The sequence below is a fragment of the Streptomyces sp. NPDC055815 genome (assembly GCF_053616475.1).
On the sequence record NZ_JBSHDU010000045.1, the window covers coordinates 35796 to 53486 of the forward strand.

Sequence of the window (17691 nt, forward strand, 5' to 3'; positions counted from 1 at the left end):
ACCTGTCCGGCGCAGCCCGCAGACGTCGAATCGAGGAGTAGCAGTGAGCAGCAACAACGGTGACGTCCGGCTCTGGGGCGGACGGTTCGCCGACGGCCCCGCCGAGGCCCTGGCGAAGCTCTCCGCATCGGTCCACTTCGACTGGCGTCTCGCGCCGTACGACATCGCCGGTTCCCGCGCCCACGCGCGCGTGCTGTACAAGGCCGGCCTGCTCACCGAGGACGAGCTGACCCGCATGCTCGCCGGGCTCGACCAGCTGGAGGCGGACGTCGCCGACGGCTCCTTCGTCGGCACCATCGCCGACGAGGACGTCCACACCGCCCTGGAGCGCGGCCTCCTGGAGCGCCTCGGCGCCGAGCTCGGCGGCAAGCTGCGCGCCGGCCGGTCCCGGAACGACCAGGTCGCCACCCTCTTCCGGATGTACCTGCGCGACCACGCGCGGATCATCGGCGGTCTGATCGCCGAGCTCCAGGACGCCCTCGTCGGCCTCGCCGAGGCGCACCCGGACGTCGCCATGCCCGGCCGTACGCACCTCCAGCACGCCCAGCCGGTGCTCTTCGCCCACCACGTCCTCGCCCACGCCCAGTCCCTCTCCCGGGACGCCGAGCGGCTGCGGCAGTGGGACACCCGGACCGCGGTCTCCCCGTACGGCTCCGGCGCCCTCGCCGGTTCCTCCCTCGGGCTCGACCCGGAAGCGGTCGCGAAGGACCTCGGCTTCGAGCGGGGCTCGGCGGGCAACTCGATCGACGGCACGGCCTCGCGCGACTTCGTCGCCGAGTTCGCCTTCATCACGGCGATGATCGGCGTCAACCTCTCGCGGATCGCCGAGGAGATCATCATCTGGAACACGAAGGAGTTCTCCTTCGTGACCCTGCACGACGCCTTCTCCACCGGCTCCTCGATCATGCCGCAGAAGAAGAACCCGGACATCGCCGAGCTGGCCCGCGGCAAGTCCGGCCGCCTCATCGGCAACCTCTCCGGCCTGATGGCCACCCTGAAGGCCCTCCCGCTCGCCTACAACCGGGACCTCCAGGAGGACAAGGAGCCGGTCTTCGACTCCTGCGACCAGCTGGAGGTCCTGCTGCCGGCCTTCACCGGCATGATGGCCACCCTCACCGTCAACCGGGAGCGCATGGAGGAACTGGCCCCGGCCGGCTTCTCCCTCGCCACCGACATCGCCGAGTGGCTGGTCAAGCAGGGCGTCCCGTTCCGGGTGGCGCACGAGGTGGCCGGCGAGTGCGTGAAGGTCGCCGAGTCCGAGGGCAAGGAGCTGGACGAGCTCACGGACGAGCAGTTCGCCAAGATCTCCGAGCACCTCACCCCCGAGGTCCGCACCGTCCTCAACGTCCCCGGCGCCCTCGCCTCCCGCAACGGCCGCGGCGGCACCGCCCCCTCGGCGGTCGCCATCCAGCTGGTGGAGGTCAAGGCGGACCTGGTCATCCAGCACGCCTGGGCCGAGGCCAAGAAGTAGGTAACCCTCAGCACGTCACAGCGCCGCCGCCCACTCCGCGAGCGCGTCGAAGTCCGGCCGGGTCAGCCCGATCCGTTCGTCGACGCGCAGCAACAGGGCGGCGGCGAGGTGGTTCTGCTCCACGTACTCGTGGTCGTACGACGTGATGTCGTCGTCGATCCAGGCGAACGGCCGCCCCGCCGCGTACTCCAGGATGTACTGCGTCTTCCAGAAGGTCCCGCGAGGGGCCTTTCCGTGCATCCGGGGCCAGTCGATGAACGGCAGCTCCGGCAGCCCGAGCCGCGGCCCGATCCAGTCGTTCGCCTCGTCCTTCCATGTCGTCGCCCACACCAGCTCGTACGCCTCGGCGAGGGCGAGCAGCTCGTCCCCGTGGTCCGGATTGAGCCACACCCGCAGCGGCTTCGCCCCCGTCCAGGCCGTGGGGCTCATCCGATGGGTCTCGTACCCCTCCGGGCGTCTCTCGCGCTGCGCCGCGTACGGATTCAGCGGCCCGTCGACATCGATGAGCAGCAGTGGCTTCGTCATGTCCGCAGCATTCCGTTCCCGCCTCCGATGAGGCGTTGATTTATCGAATGAGACACTGATGTCTCATCGGGTGTATGGTTGTCTCATGTCAGTCGATCGCACCCAGGTGCTCCGTGCCGCCGCCGCCCTGCTCACCCGCAAGGCGACCGCCACCATGGACGAGGTCGCGCGGGCCGCCGGGATCGGGCGCGCCACGCTGCACCGGCACTTCGCGGGACGGGACGCCCTGGTGCGGGCGCTCGAAGAGCTCGGGCTGCAGGAGCTGGAGGCGGCCCACGACCGGGCCCGCACCGAGGAAGGTCCCGCCGACGAGGCCGTACGCCGGCTCGTCGCCGAGGTCGAGGACGTCGCCCCGCTGCTCTCGTTCCTCGTCACCGAGAACCAGCTCTTCGAGGGCGACCAGCAGAACGAGGGCTGGGAACGCCTCGACGCCCGGGTCTCCGCCCTCTTCCGGCGCGGCCAGGAAGAGGGCGTCTTCCGCATCGACCTGACCCCCGCCTGGCTCACCGAGGCCCTCTACGGGCTCATCGGTTCCGGCGCCTGGGCCGTGCAGGACGGCCGGGTCGCCGCCAAGGACTTCCAGTACATGATCGTCGAGCTGCTGCTCGGCGGAGCGCGCAGGAGCGTGGAGAAGTGATCACCGACAGCATCAAGACCGAGAGCCATATCGAGGGCGTGCACCGCCCCGGCCGGTGGCTCGCCCTCTCCGTGCTCGTCCTGGCCGTGCTCCTCGTGGCGGTCGACGCCACGGTCCTCGGCCTCGCCACCCCCTTCCTCTCCGAGGACCTCAAGCCCTCCGGCACCCAGCTGCTCTGGATCGGCGACGTCTACTCCTTCGTCATCGCCGGACTCCTGGTCTCCATGGGCAGCCTCGGCGACCGCATCGGCCGCAAGAAGCTCCTGCTGATCGGCGCCACCGCCTTCGGTGCCCTCTCGGTCCTGAACGCCTACGCGACCAGCCCCGAGATGATGATCGTCGCCCGCGCCCTCCTCGGCGTCGCCGGCGCGACCCTGATGCCCTCGACCCTGGCGCTCATCCGGAACCTCTTCCACGACCCCCGCGAGCGCAGCCTCGCCATCGGCATCTGGGGCGCCATGGCCTCGGCCGGCGCCGCCGTCGGACCGGTCGTCGGCGGGTTCCTCCTGGAGCACTTCTGGTGGGGCTCGGTCTTCCTCATCAACCTGCCCGTGATGGCCGTCCTCGTCCTCGTCGGCATCAAGCTGATCCCCGAGTCGAAGAACCCGGCCCACGGCCCCTGGGACCTCGCCAGCGTCGCCCTCTCGCTCGTCGGCATGGTCGGCGTCGTGTACGCGGTGAAGGAACTGGCCTCCCACGGCCTCTCCCTCGACGCCGCTGCCGCCGCCCTCCTCGGCGCCACCGCCCTGATCTGGTTCGTCCGCAGGCAGCTGACCCTGCCCGCGCCGCTCCTGGACATGCGGCTCTTCCGCCACCGCGGCTTCTCCGGAGCCGTCCTCGCCGACCTGCTGACCATCCTCGGCCTGTCCGGCCTGGTGTTCTTCCTGTCCCAGTTCTTCCAGCTGGTCCAGGGCCGCCAGCCCCTGGAGGCCGGTCTCGCCGAACTGCCCGCCGCGATCGGCGCGGTGACGGCCGGTCTGGTCGCCGGCCTCGTGGCCCGCCGCTTCTCCGTACGGTCCGTGGTGGCCGGCGGTCTCGCGGCGGTCGGCCTCTCCCTCGCCGTCCTGACCACCCTCGACCAGCACACCGGCTACCCGCTGCTCGGCGCGAGCCTCCTCGTCGTCGGCGTGGGCGCGGGCTTCTCCTTCACCGTGACCGCGGACGTGATCCTCTCCAGCGTCCCGAAGGAACAGGCCGGTTCCGCCTCCGCGGTCTCCGAGACCGCGTACGAACTGGGCGCCGCGCTCGGCATCGCCATCCTCGGCTCGATCGTGACCGGCGTCTACCGCGGCTTCGCCACCCCGGCCGGTGTCCCCTCGGACATCGCGTCGGCCGCCCACGAGTCCCTCGGCGGCGCGGTCGAGGCCGCCGGCGGCCTCGCCCCCCAGACGGCGACCGCCCTGGTGACCCACGCCCAGGAGGCCTTCGTCGACGGCCTGCGGATCGCGGCGGGCGTCGGCGCGGCGGTCCTCCTCGCGACGGCGGTCGCGGCCTGGTTCCTCCTCAAGGGCCAGAAGCTGGAGAAGTAGAACCGTTGTGGGCAATTGTTCCGCAAGGCGGAACGGGTGGGCACAACACCACGAGGGCGGCGCCCTGTCCAGGACGCCGCCCTCGAGTACTTCCGAACCGAAGCGGAGCGCCTACGCCGCCTTGGCCTTGGTGGCGTACATGTCCACGTACTCCTGACCGGAGAGCCGCATCACCTCGGCCATCACCGAGTCCGTCACCGCCCGCAGCACGTACCGGTCGCGGTCCATGCCGTCGTACCGCGAGAACTCCATCGCCTCGCCGAAGCGGACCGTCACCCGGCCCGGACGCGGGAAGCCCGCACCGCCCGGCTGGATCTTGTCGGTGCCGATCATCGCGAACGGCACCACCGGCGCCCCCGTCATCAGGGTCAGCCGTGCGATGCCCGTACGGCCCCGGTACAGCCGGCCGTCGGGGGAGCGGGTGCCCTCCGGGTAGATCGAGAAGATCTTGCCCTCCTCCAGGACGCGACGGCCCGTCATCAGCGCCGCCACACCACCGCGGCCGCCGTCCCGGTCCACCGGGATCATGCCGACGCTGGTGAAGAACCAGGCCATCGCCCGGCCCTTGAGGCCCTTGCCCGTCACGTACTCGTCCTTGCCGATGAAGTAGACCGGACGGTCCAGGCAGATCGGCATGATCATCGAGTCGATGAAGGTCAGGTGGTTGCCGGCGAGGATCACGGGACCCGTCCCGGGGATGTTCTCGGCGCCCTCCACGCTGGGGCGGAACATCAGGCGCATGACCGGCCCGAGCACTGCCTTGATGATCGCATGACGGGACAACGGTTCCTCCGGTGGGAAGCGGGCCGGCCGAGCGGGCGGACCGACGGTTGCAGCTGGCGACGATACTCGCGGGTCACCCTCACGCGCACATCGGGTTCACCGAGTGGATACACAGTGTTGACGCGTGTTTCCGCCATGTTCGGCCCAGGTCTGCCGCCCGTAGGGGCCCGCTGCCTAGCGTCGGGGGCAACAGTTGACAGGTGCGGGACATCACACCGCGGCTCACACAGGAGGATCCCTCATGACCCAGGGCGAACGCCGGACCCCGGCACGACGGACGGTTCTCGGAGCGGCGGGCGCCACCGTCCTCGGCTCCTCCACGGCCCTCGCCGCCACCGGCACCGCTCAGGCCGCCGCCCCGGACGGCACCCCCGGCCGCGGCCGCGGCTACCGCTCCCTCCCCGTCCCCACCGTCATCGGCCACCGGGGCGCCAGCGGCTACCGCCCCGAGCACACCCTCGGCTCCTACCGGCACGCCCTCGACCTCGGCGCCCACGTCGTCGAGCAGGACCTCGTCCCCACCCGGGACGGACACCTGGTCTGCCGCCACGAGAACGACATCACCGGCACCACCGACGTCGCCGACCACCCCGAGTTCGCCTCCCGGAAGACCACCAAGACCGTCGACGGCGTCGCCCTCACCGGCTGGTTCACCGAGGACTTCACGCTCGCCGAGCTCAAGACCCTGCGGGCCAAGGAGCGCATCCCCGGCACCCGCCAGGAGAACACCCTCTACGACGGCCGCTGGACCGTCCCCACCTTCGAGGAGGTCCTGATCTGGGCCGAGGAGGAGGGCCGCCGCCGGGGCCGCGAGATCTGGCTCCACGTCGAGACCAAGCACCCCAGCTACTTCCGCGCCCTCGGCCTCGGCCTGGAGGAGCGCCTCGCGAAGCTGCTGCGCCGGTACGGACGCCACCGCGCGAACTCCCCGGTCTTCCTCCAGTCCTTCGAGCCCAGCAGCATCCAGCGCCTGGCGAAGCTGGTGGACGCCCCGGGTGTCGTCCTGCTCTCCGGCGCGAGCAGCCGCCCCTGGGACTTCGTCGAGGCCGGGGACCCGCGCACGGTCGCCGACCTCGTCACCCCGGAGGGCCTGCGCTGGATCGCCTCGTACGCGCAGGGCATCGGCCCCACGCTCGACCTGGTCATCCCGAAGGACGCGAGCGGGCGGCTCGGCACCCCGACCACCCTGGTCCGCGACGCGCACGCCGAGGGGCTGATCCTCCACCCGTACACGCACCGCAATGAGAACGCCTTCCTGCCCGCGGACTTCCGCAAGGGCACGGACCCGACGGCGTACGGCGACGCCTTCGGCGCCCTCAAGCGGTACCTGGAGACGGGGATCGACGGCATCTTCTCCGACAACCCGGACACCGCCCTGCTCGCCGCCGCGGACCTCGCCACCCGCGACTGACCCGCCGAGAGGGCCGTACGGGCGGACAGACCTGACCCGTACGGGCGGACAGACGTGACCCGTACGGGCGGACAGGCCCGACCCCAGGGGGTCGTACGAGCGGACAGACCTGACCCGTACGGGCGGACAGGCCCGACCCGAGGGGGCCGTACGGGCGGACCGCCGCGCCGTACGACCCCCTCCCGGGTGGTTTACGCCCCGTACCGCAACCACGCCCGCGCACCCCGGCATCGTGCCGGTCATGACCTCCCCCGAGACGCTCCCCGAGACCGGATCCGCCGCGCACGCGAACCCCGCCCCCGGCCTCCTCGCCACCCTCGCCCCGCTGCTCTCCGCCGAGTCCGACGCCGAGGCACCGGCCGCCGGCGTCGACCCGGGCGACCTCGAACAGGCCGTCTGGCTCCGCCTCCTGGAGCAGCTCCAGGAGACCGGCACAGCCCCCGAGAGGCCCGCCGAATGGCTGCGCCGCGCCGTCCGCGCGGAGGCGCGCCGCGCGCGCAGGACCCACGACCGCGAACGCCCCTACCGGGACGAACCCGTCCACGAACCGGGCGGCGCCGAGCCGCACGGCTCCCCGGAGCACGACCTGCTCGTCGCCGAGGGCCGCCGCACCCTGCGCGCCGCCGTCACCAGGACACCCGGCCGCTGCCCGAAGGTGCTCACCGCGATGCTCGACCCGGAGGACCCCACCTACCGGGAAATCGCAGGAGAGTTGGGTATCTCACAGGGCAGTCTGGGGCCGATGCGTTCCCGATGCCTGGGATGCCTGCGCAGAATGCTGGCTGCAGAGGTTCCCGCCCCCGGTCGACGGGGAAGGGTGCGGTAAACCGATGATCGACCAGATGAGCGGGAGGCGTGCACACATGGGCCTGAGTGTGACCATCTCAGCAGCGGAACCGCAGGACGCGGAGCACATCCTGAAGCTGCAGTACCTCTGCTACCAGAGCGAGGCGGAGCTGTACGGGGACTGGTCCATCGAACCGCTCACCCAGTCGCTCGACGCCCTGCGCGCCGAACTGGACGAGGGGTACGGGCTCGTGGCCCGGCTCGGCGAAGAGGTCGTCGCCTCCGTACGGGCCCGCATCGACGAGGACGGCACGGTCCGGATCGCCAAGCTCATCGTCCACCCGCGCATGCAGCGCCACGGCCTCGGCGGCCGCCTCCTCGACGGCATCGAGCGCCACTTCGCCTCGGAGGCCGAGGAGACGGCGTCCGCCAAACGCTTCCAGCTCTTCACCGGCCACCGCAGCGAGGGCAATCTCCGCCTCTACCGCAGCAAGGGCTACGCGCAGGTGAGCACCCGCGAACTCGGCCCGAGGCTCACCCTGGTCACCCTGGAGAAGGCCGCCTAGGCGGCCCCGGCCCCCAGCCCCTCGGGACACCGCTCAGGCGGCCTCAGGCGGCCGCGGCCGACTTCCGCAGCCACCAGATGCCGGTCAGCGGCAGCAGCACCGGAATGAAGATGTAGCCGTAGCCGAAGTCCGACCAGACCGTGGCGTCCGGGAAGGCGGACGGCTCCACCAGCGTCCAGGTGCCCACGATCAGCACGCCCGCGAGCTCGGCGGCGCAGCACACCAGCGCCGCCCTGCGGGCCTTCTCCCCACCGCGCACCAGCGTGTACGTGATGAAGACGTAGACGACCGCGGCCACCGCCGACAGGCCGTACGCGAGCGGCGCACGGTCGAACTCCGTCGCGATCTGGTAGATCGAGCGGGAGACCGCGCCGACCGACATCACGCCGTACAGCCAGACGAGCAGCATGCCCGGGCCCGTGACCAGACGGGTCTTCCCCTGGGTCTCGGTCGTCGTCATGGTCAGCCCACCGTCCAGATGTCGTAGAGACGCACTTCGAGCACGGCCAGGACGACCGCGCCGGCCGCCACCGTCGCCGAACCCCACCGGCTGCGCTCCGCGAGCGACATGAAACCGGCGATGGGCACCGCGCACAGCGCGCCGAGCAGATAGGCGACGAAGATCGTCGTGCCCTCCTCGGCCTTCTCGCCGCGCACCAGCTGCACGATGCCGACGATCAGCTGGACCAGGACCAGGAAGGTCACCACGGCCATGCCGATGAAGTGCCAGTCCTTGGTCGGCTGGTCGCGGAAGGCGGCGAAGCCGCACCAGGCGGCGAGGGCGAGCGCGGCCACGGAGACCGCGACCGTCAGGGCGTCAAGCATGCGCCCGAGGGTATTACGGCTGGAATGGCCCGATGCGCTCGCCCCCCGCCTCCGCGAGACCTCTCCGACCGCGTGGCCTTGGCCACATCCCGTACCCGATCACCCTCCCCGCAGACCCCCGGCCCAGGGTCGGATCCGTCCAGGCCACGCACGGAAAGACGCGCCGACGGCCGGCTCCGGCGCGTCCGCATACCGTCTCAACGGCGTCCGCTATTCGGACAGCCCCCTTCCCTTCGCAGCTGCGCATGTTTTACTTGCAGCCATGACCACGACGAGCAGCCGCACCCTTGCGACCGAGGCGAACACGACGCCCGGTGCTCGTTGTATGTGTCGAATGTGCGCCATCTGAGGGCCCCCGACTGAGCCTCGCGCCCCGAAGCGAGACCCCGACGGCCGAGCCGATCCGACCGCCATCCGGCGCCGGACCGTGCCTGCCCCGCGCACCGCTGCCGACCGGCCACCAGCCGGAGCAGCCTCCCCGTGCGCCTGACTGTCCGAAATGACGAATGCCCCGTGCACGACGGACCCCGCGTCGCGCACTCGACAGTGACGGAAACCCCTGTGATCACCACTTCGGGCCTGACCAAGGTCTACGAGTCGCGCGGCCGGCAGGTCACCGCGCTCGACGGCGTCGACCTCCACGTCCGCGAGGGCGAGGTGTTCGGCGTGATCGGCCAGAGCGGCGCCGGCAAGTCCTCGCTCATCCGCTGCGTCAACCTCCTGGAGCGCCCCACCTCCGGCACCGTGACCGTCGACGGCGTCGACCTCACCGCCCTCGCCGGGAAGAGCCGCCGCGCGGGCAAGGACCTGCGCCGGGCGCGCAGCAGCATCGGCATGGTCTTCCAGCACTTCAACCTGCTGTCCTCCCGCACGGTCAAGGACAACATCGAGCTCCCCCTGGAGATCCTCGGCGTCTCCGGCGCCGAGCGCTCCCGCCGCGCCCTCGAACTCCTCGACCTCGTCGGCCTCGCCGACAAGGCCAAGGCCTACCCCGGCCAGCTCTCCGGCGGCCAGAAGCAGCGCGTCGGCATCGCCCGCGCCCTCGCCGGCAAGCCCAAGGTCCTGCTCTCCGACGAGGCCACCAGCGCCCTCGACCCGGAGACCACCCGCTCCATCCTCCAGCTCCTGCGTGACCTCAACGAGCAGCTGGGCCTCACCGTCCTGCTCATCACGCACGAGATGGACGTCGTCAAGACGATCTGCGACTCCGCCGCCCTGATGCAGCGCGGCCGCGTCGTCGAGTCCGGCACCGTCGGCGAACTCCTCGCCACCCCCGGTTCGCAGCTGGCGGCCGAGCTGTTCCCGGTCAGCGGCGCCCCCACGGGCCCCGACCGGACCGTCGTGGACGTCACCTTCCACGGCGAGGCCGCGACCCAGCCGGTGATCTCCCAGCTCTCCCGCACGTACAACATCGACATCTCGATCCTCGGGGCGGCGATGGACACCGTCGGCGGCAAGCAGATCGGCCGGATGCGGATCGAACTGCCCGGGCGGTACGAGGAGAACGTCGTCCCGGTCGGCTTCCTGCGCGAGCAGGGCCTCCAGGTCGAGCTCGTGGAGGACACCGTGGAAGACAACGCGCCGGTACTGGTCAAGGAAGGTGCCAAGTGACCTGGTCGGAGATGCAGCCCCTGCTCGAGCAGGGCACCGTCGACACCCTCTACATGGTCCTGTGGGCCACCGTCGTCACCATCGTCGGCGGCCTGCCGCTCGGCATCCTCCTCGTCCTCACGGACAAGGGCGGACTGCTGCAGAACCGGCCGGTGAACAAGGTCGTCGGTGCGATCGTGAACGTCGGGCGTTCGCTGCCGTTCATCATCCTGCTGATCGCCCTGATCCCCTTCACGACCTTCGTCGTCGGCACCTTCATCGGCCCGACCGCGATGATCGTGCCGCTCGCCATCGGCGCCATCCCCTTCTTCGCGCGCCTCGTCGAGACCGCGATCCGCGAGGTCGACCACGGACTCGTCGAAGCCGTCCAGGCCATGGGCGGCGGCATCCCCACCATCGTCCGCAAGGTGCTGCTCCCGCAGGCCCTGCCCTCGCTGGTCTCGGCCGTCACCACCACCGTGATCGTCCTCATCGGGTACTCGGCGATGGCCGGCGCGGTCGGCGGTGAAGGCCTCGGCTCCAAGGCCGTCACCTACGGATACCAGCGCTTCGACACCACCTTCATGCTGGTCACCGTCGTCGTCCTGGTCGCCATCGTGACCGTCGTCCAGCTCATCGGCGACGGAGTCGTCCGACTCCTCGCCCGCCGGGGCCGTACCGCGTAACGGCCCCCGGCCACCCCAAGACTTCGTTTTCGAAGAACAGCCCGGACTTGTTGTCCAGGCGTCCACCGCTCCACCGGAAAGAGGCACTCTTCGTGCGTAAGAACATCAAGCTCACCGCCGGTATCGCCGCCACCGCCGCCCTGGCCCTCGGCCTCACCGCCTGCGGCACCTCCTCGGACCCGTCCTCCTCCAAGGACTCGGCCGGCGCCGCCGACAAGCCGCTCGTCGTCGCCGCGTCCCCGACGCCGCACGCCGACATCCTCAACTTCGTCAAGGACAACCTGGCCGCCAAGGCCGGCCTGAAGCTGGAGGTGAAGGAGTTCACGGACTACGTCCTGCCGAACACCGCCACCCAGTCCGGCCAGGTCGACGCCAACTTCTTCCAGCACAAGCCGTACCTCGACGACTTCAACAAGAAGAACAAGACCACCATCGTCCCGGTGGTCAACGTCCACCTGGAGCCGCTGGGTCTCTACTCCAAGAGCCTCAAGTCGGTGAAGGACATCAAGGCCGGCCAGACCATCGCCGTCCCCAACGACACCACCAACGAGGGCCGCGCGCTCCACCTCCTCGCCGAGAACGGCCTCATCACCCTCAAGGACGGTGTCGGCACCGACGCCAAGCTCTCCGACATCACCGACAAGAAGGGCCTGGAGTTCAAGGAGCTGGAGGCCGCCACCGTGCCCCGCGCCCTGAACGACGTCGACGCCGCCGTCATCAACGGCAACTACGCCATCGAGGCCAAGCTCTCCCCGGCGAAGGACGCCCTCGCCCTGGAGAAGTCGGAGGGCAACCCGTACGCCAACTTCCTCGCCGTCAAGGAGGGCAACGAGAAGGACGCCCGCGTGCAGAAGCTCGCCGAGCTCCTCAACTCGCCCGAGGTGAAGAAGTACATCGAGGACACCTACAAGGGCTCGGTCATCCCCGCCTTCGGCGCCGCCCAGTAAGGCCGCACCGCAGGACGGACGTCCGAGGGACCGTCAGACCGGTTCCCCCGTACAGTCCTTGAGCAGGAGGCCCCCGCATCCCGTCCGATGCGCGGGGCCTCCGCCACACCCGCCCCCCGACACCCCCGGCACACCCGACCCGGCCATGCGCACCGGCGGCCGCATGCTGCATGCTGTGCGTTCACGCTCGATTCGGACGGTCCACGGCATGGAGCTGCGCATGACTACCACCTTTCCGGACATCTCCATCAACACGGACCGGTTGGTGCTGCGCGCGCTCGACGAGGCGGACGCCCCCGCCCTCGCCGAGATGATGAACGACGAGATGGTCGCCGCCTGGACGGCCGTGCCCCAGCCCTACACCGAGGACGCCGCACGCGGCTGGATCACCGAGTACGCCCCCACCGAACGCGCGGCGGGCCGGGGCCTCGACCTCGCCGTCACCGAGTTCCTGACCCAGCGTCTGGTCGGCATCGTCCAGCTGAGCAACACCGACTGGCGCGTCCGCTCCACCGAGATGTCCTACATCATCGCCCCCTGGGCCCGCGGCGAGGGCTACGCCTCCGAAGCCGCGCTCGCCACCGCCCAGTGGCTCTTCGGCGACCAGAAGTTCGAACGCCTGGAACTGCGCACCGCCGCCGACAACACCGCCTCCCAGCAGGTCGCCCAGAAGATCGGCTGCATCAGCGAAGGCGTCCTCCGCAACGCCTGCATAGCCCGCACCCGCACCGAGGACGGCACCTGGGCCGAACTGCGCACCGACTTCATCGTCTGGGGCCTCCTCCCCGAGGACCTCGACGGCGTCGCCGACCAGATGGCCGAGGCCGGCTACTCCTCGTACACCGACTGGAGCTGAACCCTCGGAACGAACCCGGGGTACGCTCGGCACGCCCCCGACCTGCGACAACACCAGAGGGAGACAGACGACGATGGCCGACCGCGTCACGGTGATCGGCTGGGACGGCTCGCCCCTCACCGCGGCGGCCCGGTCCGCGCTCTCCGCCGCCACCCTCGTGGCCGGCGCCGCCCACCACCTGGCGCTGCCCGAGGTGCCGCCCGCCGCCGAACGCATCCGCCTGGGCAGCGTCGACCTCGCCGCCCGCCGCATCGCGACACACCGCGGCACCGCCGTCGTCCTCGCCGACGGCGACCCCGGCTTCTTCGGCGTCGTCCGCACCCTGCGCGCCCCCGAGCACGGCCTGGAGGTCGAGGTCGTCCCCGCCGTCTCCTCCGTCGCCGCCGCCTTCGCACGCGCCGGCATGCCCTGGGAGGACGCCCGGATCGTCGTCGCCCACCAGCGCACCCTGCGCCGGGCCGTCAACGTCTGCCGCGCCCACCCCAAGGTCGCCGTCCTCACCTCCCCGGGCGCCGGACCCGCCGAACTCGCCCTCCTCCTCGAAGGCGTCCACCGCACCTTCGTCGTCTGCGAGCAGCTCGGCACCGACCGCGAACAGGTCTCCGTCCTCACCTCCGACAAGGCCGCCGACCACAGCTGGCGCGACCCGAACGTCGTCCTCGTCATCGGCGGCGCGGTCGGCGGCACCCCCACCGCCCCCTGGCTGATGGGCCAGGACCCCGCCGCCCGCCCGGTCCGCGGCTGGGGACTTCCCACCGAGGAGTACGACTCCGAGGACGAGAGCCCGGGAACCGGCCGGGTCCGCCCGGGCGCGGGCGCGGACCCCGCCCTCCGCGCCGCCCAACTCGCCCGCCTCGGGCCCCGCACCGGCGACCTCGTCTGGGACATCGGCTGCGCGGGCGGCGCCTTCTCCGTGGAGGCGGCCCGCTTCGGCGCCGCCGTCATCGCCGTCGACGCCGACCCGGGCGCCTGCGCCCGCACCGAACGGGCGGCCCGCCGCCACGGAGTGCCCCTCCAGACCGTCCAGGGCCGCGCCCCGCACGTCCTGGAGACCCTGCCCGAGCCGGACGTCGTACGGATCGCGGCCGGCGGCGTTCCCGTCGTCACCGCCTGCACCGACCGGCGCCCCGAACGCATCGTCGCCCACGCCTCCACCCGCGACGAGGCCGAGGCGATCGGCGCCGCCCTCGGCGACGGCGGCTACGCCGTCGAGAGCCTCCTCCTCCAGACCGTCGGACTCGACCCGGACGACTGGTCGGAACGCGAGCGTTCGGTCGTGTTCCTGCTGTCCGGACGCAGGATCGACCGAGCCCCGTGACCAGGCCGCCCCACCGGGGCAGGGTAGGCTGGCCGATTGTTGTACCGCACCGGGACGTTCGGCGCTCTGTTCGTCAATGTCCCGAATTGGTGGCCGCTTTGCGCCACCGATGTGGTACGTGACAAGGGGGGACCGCGCGACGTGGCGCAGTCCACAGCGCACCGTGGCAGATCTCCCTGCCACGATGGCCGAAGGCCGCGACAATGTGTGGGTGTCCGCGTGTGCTTCGTGCCGCGCGGCGCGCGCGCTCGTTCTTGTCGACGGGCGCAGGTCTGAAGGAGCACAAGCGATGGGCGAGGGGTACGCATGACGGACACCGGCCAGGTCCCGGGCGAGGGGCTGCCGGAGAACGCAGGCATGGTCGAGCAGCCGGGCATCCCCGCTCCGGGCGCGTACACCTTCCTGGACCCCTCCGAGCACACCACCGAGGACGACGACCTGCTCCTGATGCCGGGCGCCCAGGGTGCCTGGAGCGAGCACCCGCCGGGCGTCGTGCCCGCGCCGCCGGTCGCCGTTCCGCCGCCGGCCCCCGTGGTCCCGAACCAGGGCGTGCCGGTCCCGATGGGCGACCCGCTCACCGACCCGCTGCCGGACCCGCTCACGGGCCCGCTCCCCGACGGCGTGGCGCTCGCCGACGTCCTGACAGCCCCGCAGGGCCAGACCCCGCCGCAGGGCGTGCCGCTCGGCACCCCGGCGCACGGCGTCCCCGTCGTCACCGAGCACGGCTACGAGCCGGGCATCCTCGACACCGGCGCCCACGAGGCGGCCGGCCGCGACTCCGGCTCCGTCGACCTCGGCGGCGTCCGCGTGCCCCCGCCCGCGGCGTCCGCGACCCCGCCTCCGGCACGGCGCCCGCTGCACATGGGCCCGCCGGTCCCCGACGCCGGCGGCGGCGTCGTGCTGTCCCTCGCCGACCGCGGCCCGGCCGCGGCCCCGGCGCCCGCCCCGCAGCCCGCGCCCGCCGCGGAGCCGGTCGTGGCGACGGCCCCCGCCCCGATGCCGTTGCGGACCCAGGGCCCGCCGACCACCGGCCCCGAGTACTTCGAGATCGCGCAGGACCAGCAGCTCGCCCCGCAGGGCGCCGAGCCGTGGGTCGCGCAGCCGCAGGAGCAGGTGGCGCCCGCAGAAACGGTCGTCCCGCCGGCGGCCCAGTTCGTCCAGGTCGAGGGCTCGGTCCCGACGACCCCGCACCTGGCCCCGGTCCCGACGCCGGAGACCCCCCAGGCCGCCGAGCCGACGCCGGTCGCCGAGGCGACGGAGCCGGTCGAGCCGCAGGAGGCCCCCGAGGCGCCCGAAGCCGTGGTGGAGCCGACCCCGGAGCCCGTCCCGGCCCCCGAGGAAGCGGCCCCCGAGGCCACGGTCCCGGCCCCGCGCGAGGCCGAGGAGGCCGTACCGGTCGAGGCGGCCGAGCCGCAGGTGGCCGAGGCCCCCGCCGAGGCCCCGGCCGAGCCCGCGCAGCCGATCGAAGAGCCGACGCAGGCCGAGACGCCCGCGGAGGTCGCGCCGGTCGAGGCTGCCCCCGTCGAGGTCGCGCCCGGCGAGGTTGCCCCGGTCGAGGTCGCGCCCGTCGAGGTTGCCCCGGTCGAGGTCGCGCCCGGCGAGGTCCAGGCCGAGGCCGTCGAGGTCGCGCCCGTGGAGGTTCCGGCCGAGCAGGTCGTGGAGCCCGTGGTGGAGGCGGCAGCCCCCGAACAGCCGGCAACGGCGGAGACCCCCGCTGAGCCTCAGGCCGAAGCTCCCGCCGAGACCCAGGCCGAAGCCCCCGCCGAGACCCAGGCCGAAGAGCCGACCGAAGTGCCGGTGGAGGCGGTGGCCGAGGAGATCCCGGTCGTGGCCGAGGACCTTCCCGAGCAGGCCGAGGCAGCCCCCGAAGCGGAGCCGCAGGTCCAGCCGGAGGCCGAGACCGAGGCCGAGGCCGAGGTCCAGGCGCAGCCGGAGCCCGAGGCCGAGGTCCAGGCGCAGCCGGAAGCCGAGACGGAGCCTCAGGAACTCTCGGACACCGAAGGGGAGCCCCGCCCGGACTCCCCGGCCCCGGGCTACGACGACGCCGAGCGCGAGGCGGTGCTCCGCGTGATGCGGGAGCGCCGCGACATCCGGAACGGTTTCCGCAGCGACCCGATCCCGCACGAGGTGCTCCTCCGCGTCCTGGAGGCGGCCCACACCGCGCCGAGCGTGGGTCACTCGCAGCCGTGGGACTTCGTCGTGATCCGCTCGGCGGAGACCCGGCAGACGATGCACGAGCTGGCCCAGCGTCAGCGCGAGGCCTACGCCAAGTCGCTGCCGAAGGCCCGGGCGAAGCAGTTCAAGGAACTGAAGATCGAGGCGATCCTCGACACCCCGGTGAACATCGTCGTGACCGCCGACCCCACCCGGGGCGGCCGCCACACGCTCGGCCGCTACACGCAGCCGCAGATGGCCCCGTACTCCTCGGCCCTCGCCGTGGAGAACCTCTGGCTGGCGGCCCGCGCCGAGGGCCTCGGCGTGGGCTGGGTCAGCTTCTTCGACGAGCGCGAGATGGTCCGTACCCTCGGACTTCCCGAGCACCTCGAAGTGGTGGCGTACCTCTGCGTGGGCTACGTCGACGAGTTCCCGGACGAGCCGGAGCTGATGCAGGCGGGCTGGTCGAAGCGCCGCCCGCTGGCCTGGGTGGTCCACGAGGAGACGTACGGCCGTCGCGCCCTGCCGGGCGAGGAGCCGCACGACCTCCTCCAGGAGACCGTCGCGAACATCCGCCCGCTGGACGCGAAGGCGCTCGGCGAGGCGTGGGAGCGCCAGAAGCGCATGACGAAGCCCGCCGGGGCGCTGGGCATGCTGGAGATCATCTCCGCCCAGCTCTCGGGTCTGTCCCGGGTCTGCCCGCCGCCGATCCCGGAGCTGGCGGCCGTGGCGATCTTCGCCGGTGACCACGGGGTCCACGCCCAGGGCGTCACGCCGTGGCCGCAGGAGGTCACGGGCCAGATGGTGGCCAACTTCCTCGGCGGGGGAGCGGTCTGCAACGCGTTCGCGAACCAGGTGGGCGCCGAGGTCTGCGTCATCGACGTGGGCGTGAAGTCGGAACTCCCGGCCACCCCGGGCCTCCTTCCCCGCAAGGTCCGCCCGGGCACGGGTGACTTCACCACGGGTCCGGCGATGACCCGGGAAGAGGTCCTGGCGGCGATCGAGGTGGGCATCGAGACGGCCCGCGACCTCGTGGCGGCCGGCAACAAGGCCCTGCTGACGGGCGAGATGGGCATCGCGAACACCACGGCGTCCGCGGCGCTGATCTCGGTCTACACCGGGGTGGACGCGGCCGAGGTCACGGGCCGGGGCACGGGCATCAACGACGAGACGCACGCCCGCAAGGTGGACGTGGTCCGGCGCGCCCTGGACCTGCACAAGCCGGACCCGGCGGACCCGATCGGTGTCCTGTCGGCGGTCGGCGGCCTGGAGCACGCAGCCCTCGTGGGCCTGATCCTGGGCGCGGCCTCGCTCCGTACCCCGGTCATCCTCGACGGCGTGTCCACCGGCGCGGCGGCTCTCGTCGCCCGCGCCATCGCGCCCGAGTCGCTCGCGGCGTGCATCGCGGGCCACCGCAGCGCCGAGCCGGGCCACGTGGCGGCGCTGAACAAGCTGGGCCTGCGCCCGCTGGTCGACCTGGACCTCCGCCTCGGCGAGGGCACGGGCGCGCTGCTTGCCCTCCCGCTGGTGCAGAGCGCGGCCCGCGCGATGCACGAGGTGGCCACGTTCGACTCGGCGGGAGTCACCGAGAAGTAGCACCGCGGCGC

16 protein-coding genes are annotated in these 17691 nt (G+C 72.1%); 12 read left to right on the top strand and 4 right to left on the bottom strand.

Annotated features, from left to right (window positions below; all coding sequences use genetic code 11):
* The first annotated feature begins 43 nt into the window (after nucleotides 1-43).
* Nucleotides 44-1471 carry an argininosuccinate lyase gene (gene argH, locus ACWGN5_RS26175; RefSeq protein WP_453519399.1) on the top strand — a complete coding sequence of 476 codons (1428 nt, stop codon included), beginning with the start codon at nucleotides 44-46 and terminating at the stop codon, nucleotides 1469-1471.
* 15 nt (nucleotides 1472-1486) lie between these two features.
* Here argH and ACWGN5_RS26180 read toward each other — a convergent pair whose 3' ends face one another.
* The gene (locus ACWGN5_RS26180) at nucleotides 1487-1996 is read right to left on the bottom strand and encodes an HAD domain-containing protein (RefSeq protein WP_453519401.1); all 510 of its coding nucleotides are present in this window, start codon (nucleotides 1994-1996) and stop codon (nucleotides 1487-1489) included.
* Nucleotides 1997-2081: 85 nt separating this feature from the next.
* On the opposite strand from ACWGN5_RS26180, the gene ACWGN5_RS26185 reads away from it, so the two are divergent.
* Complete coding sequence (locus tag ACWGN5_RS26185; protein ID WP_453519404.1) at nucleotides 2082-2633, top strand: TetR/AcrR family transcriptional regulator; 552 nt, start codon at nucleotides 2082-2084, stop codon at nucleotides 2631-2633.
* Complete coding sequence (locus tag ACWGN5_RS26190; protein ID WP_453519455.1) at nucleotides 2633-4162, top strand: MFS transporter; 1530 nt, start codon at nucleotides 2633-2635, stop codon at nucleotides 4160-4162. Before ACWGN5_RS26185 ends, ACWGN5_RS26190 begins: the two co-directional genes overlap by 1 nt.
* Nucleotides 4163-4273: 111 nt before the next feature.
* On the opposite strand, the gene ACWGN5_RS26195 is transcribed toward ACWGN5_RS26190, so the two are convergent.
* Entirely contained in the window at nucleotides 4274-4945 is a 672-nt protein-coding gene (locus tag ACWGN5_RS26195) for a lysophospholipid acyltransferase family protein (RefSeq protein WP_453519405.1), read from the bottom strand.
* A gap of 241 nt (nucleotides 4946-5186) precedes the next feature.
* On the opposite strand from ACWGN5_RS26195, the gene ACWGN5_RS26200 reads away from it, so the two are divergent.
* From ACWGN5_RS26200 to ACWGN5_RS26210, 3 genes are all read left to right on the top strand, one after another.
* A complete protein-coding gene (locus ACWGN5_RS26200; protein WP_453519407.1) occupies nucleotides 5187-6356 on the top strand; it encodes a glycerophosphodiester phosphodiesterase in 1170 nt (389 codons plus the stop codon).
* A gap of 241 nt (nucleotides 6357-6597) precedes the next feature.
* On the top strand, nucleotides 6598-7182 hold the full coding sequence (locus ACWGN5_RS26205) for a sigma-70 family RNA polymerase sigma factor (protein ID WP_453519408.1): 585 nt from the start codon (nucleotides 6598-6600) through the stop codon (nucleotides 7180-7182).
* Between the two features lie 37 nt (nucleotides 7183-7219).
* Nucleotides 7220-7708, top strand: coding sequence for a GNAT family N-acetyltransferase (locus ACWGN5_RS26210; RefSeq protein ID WP_453519409.1), 489 nt, complete (start codon nucleotides 7220-7222; stop codon nucleotides 7706-7708).
* A 43-nt stretch (nucleotides 7709-7751) separates the two neighbouring features.
* On the opposite strand, the gene ACWGN5_RS26215 is transcribed toward ACWGN5_RS26210, so the two are convergent.
* Nucleotides 7752-8168 carry a hypothetical protein gene (locus tag ACWGN5_RS26215; RefSeq protein WP_453519411.1) on the bottom strand — a complete coding sequence of 139 codons (417 nt, stop codon included), beginning with the start codon at nucleotides 8166-8168 and terminating at the stop codon, nucleotides 7752-7754.
* Nucleotides 8169-8170: 2 nt separating this feature from the next.
* Entirely contained in the window at nucleotides 8171-8533 is a 363-nt protein-coding gene (locus tag ACWGN5_RS26220; protein ID WP_453519413.1) for a hypothetical protein, read from the bottom strand.
* A 561-nt stretch (nucleotides 8534-9094) separates the two neighbouring features.
* Here ACWGN5_RS26220 and ACWGN5_RS26225 point away from each other — a divergent pair.
* The 6 genes from ACWGN5_RS26225 (at nucleotide 9095) to cobT (ending at nucleotide 17680) form a co-directional block, all read left to right on the top strand.
* Nucleotides 9095-10144 carry a methionine ABC transporter ATP-binding protein gene (locus tag ACWGN5_RS26225; protein ID WP_453519415.1) on the top strand — a complete coding sequence of 350 codons (1050 nt, stop codon included), beginning with the start codon at nucleotides 9095-9097 and terminating at the stop codon, nucleotides 10142-10144.
* Nucleotides 10141-10809: a methionine ABC transporter permease gene (locus ACWGN5_RS26230; RefSeq protein WP_041128301.1), complete on the top strand. Its 669-nt coding sequence runs from the start codon at nucleotides 10141-10143 to the stop codon at nucleotides 10807-10809. The genes ACWGN5_RS26225 and ACWGN5_RS26230 overlap by 4 nt, the downstream gene beginning before the upstream one ends.
* Before the next feature lie 92 nt (nucleotides 10810-10901).
* Nucleotides 10902-11756 carry a MetQ/NlpA family ABC transporter substrate-binding protein gene (locus ACWGN5_RS26235; RefSeq protein WP_453519418.1) on the top strand — a complete coding sequence of 285 codons (855 nt, stop codon included), beginning with the start codon at nucleotides 10902-10904 and terminating at the stop codon, nucleotides 11754-11756.
* A 220-nt stretch (nucleotides 11757-11976) separates the two neighbouring features.
* Nucleotides 11977-12612, top strand: a complete 636-nt coding sequence (locus tag ACWGN5_RS26240) for a GNAT family N-acetyltransferase (RefSeq protein ID WP_369143210.1) — start codon at nucleotides 11977-11979, stop codon at nucleotides 12610-12612.
* Nucleotides 12613-12685: 73 nt separating this feature from the next.
* On the top strand, nucleotides 12686-13930 hold the full coding sequence (gene cbiE / locus ACWGN5_RS26245; protein ID WP_453519421.1) for a precorrin-6y C5,15-methyltransferase (decarboxylating) subunit CbiE: 1245 nt from the start codon (nucleotides 12686-12688) through the stop codon (nucleotides 13928-13930).
* 306 nt (nucleotides 13931-14236) lie between these two features.
* Nucleotides 14237-17680, top strand: coding sequence for a nicotinate-nucleotide--dimethylbenzimidazole phosphoribosyltransferase (gene cobT / locus ACWGN5_RS26250; protein ID WP_453519423.1), 3444 nt, complete (start codon nucleotides 14237-14239; stop codon nucleotides 17678-17680).
* Nucleotides 17681-17691 lie beyond the last annotated feature (11 nt).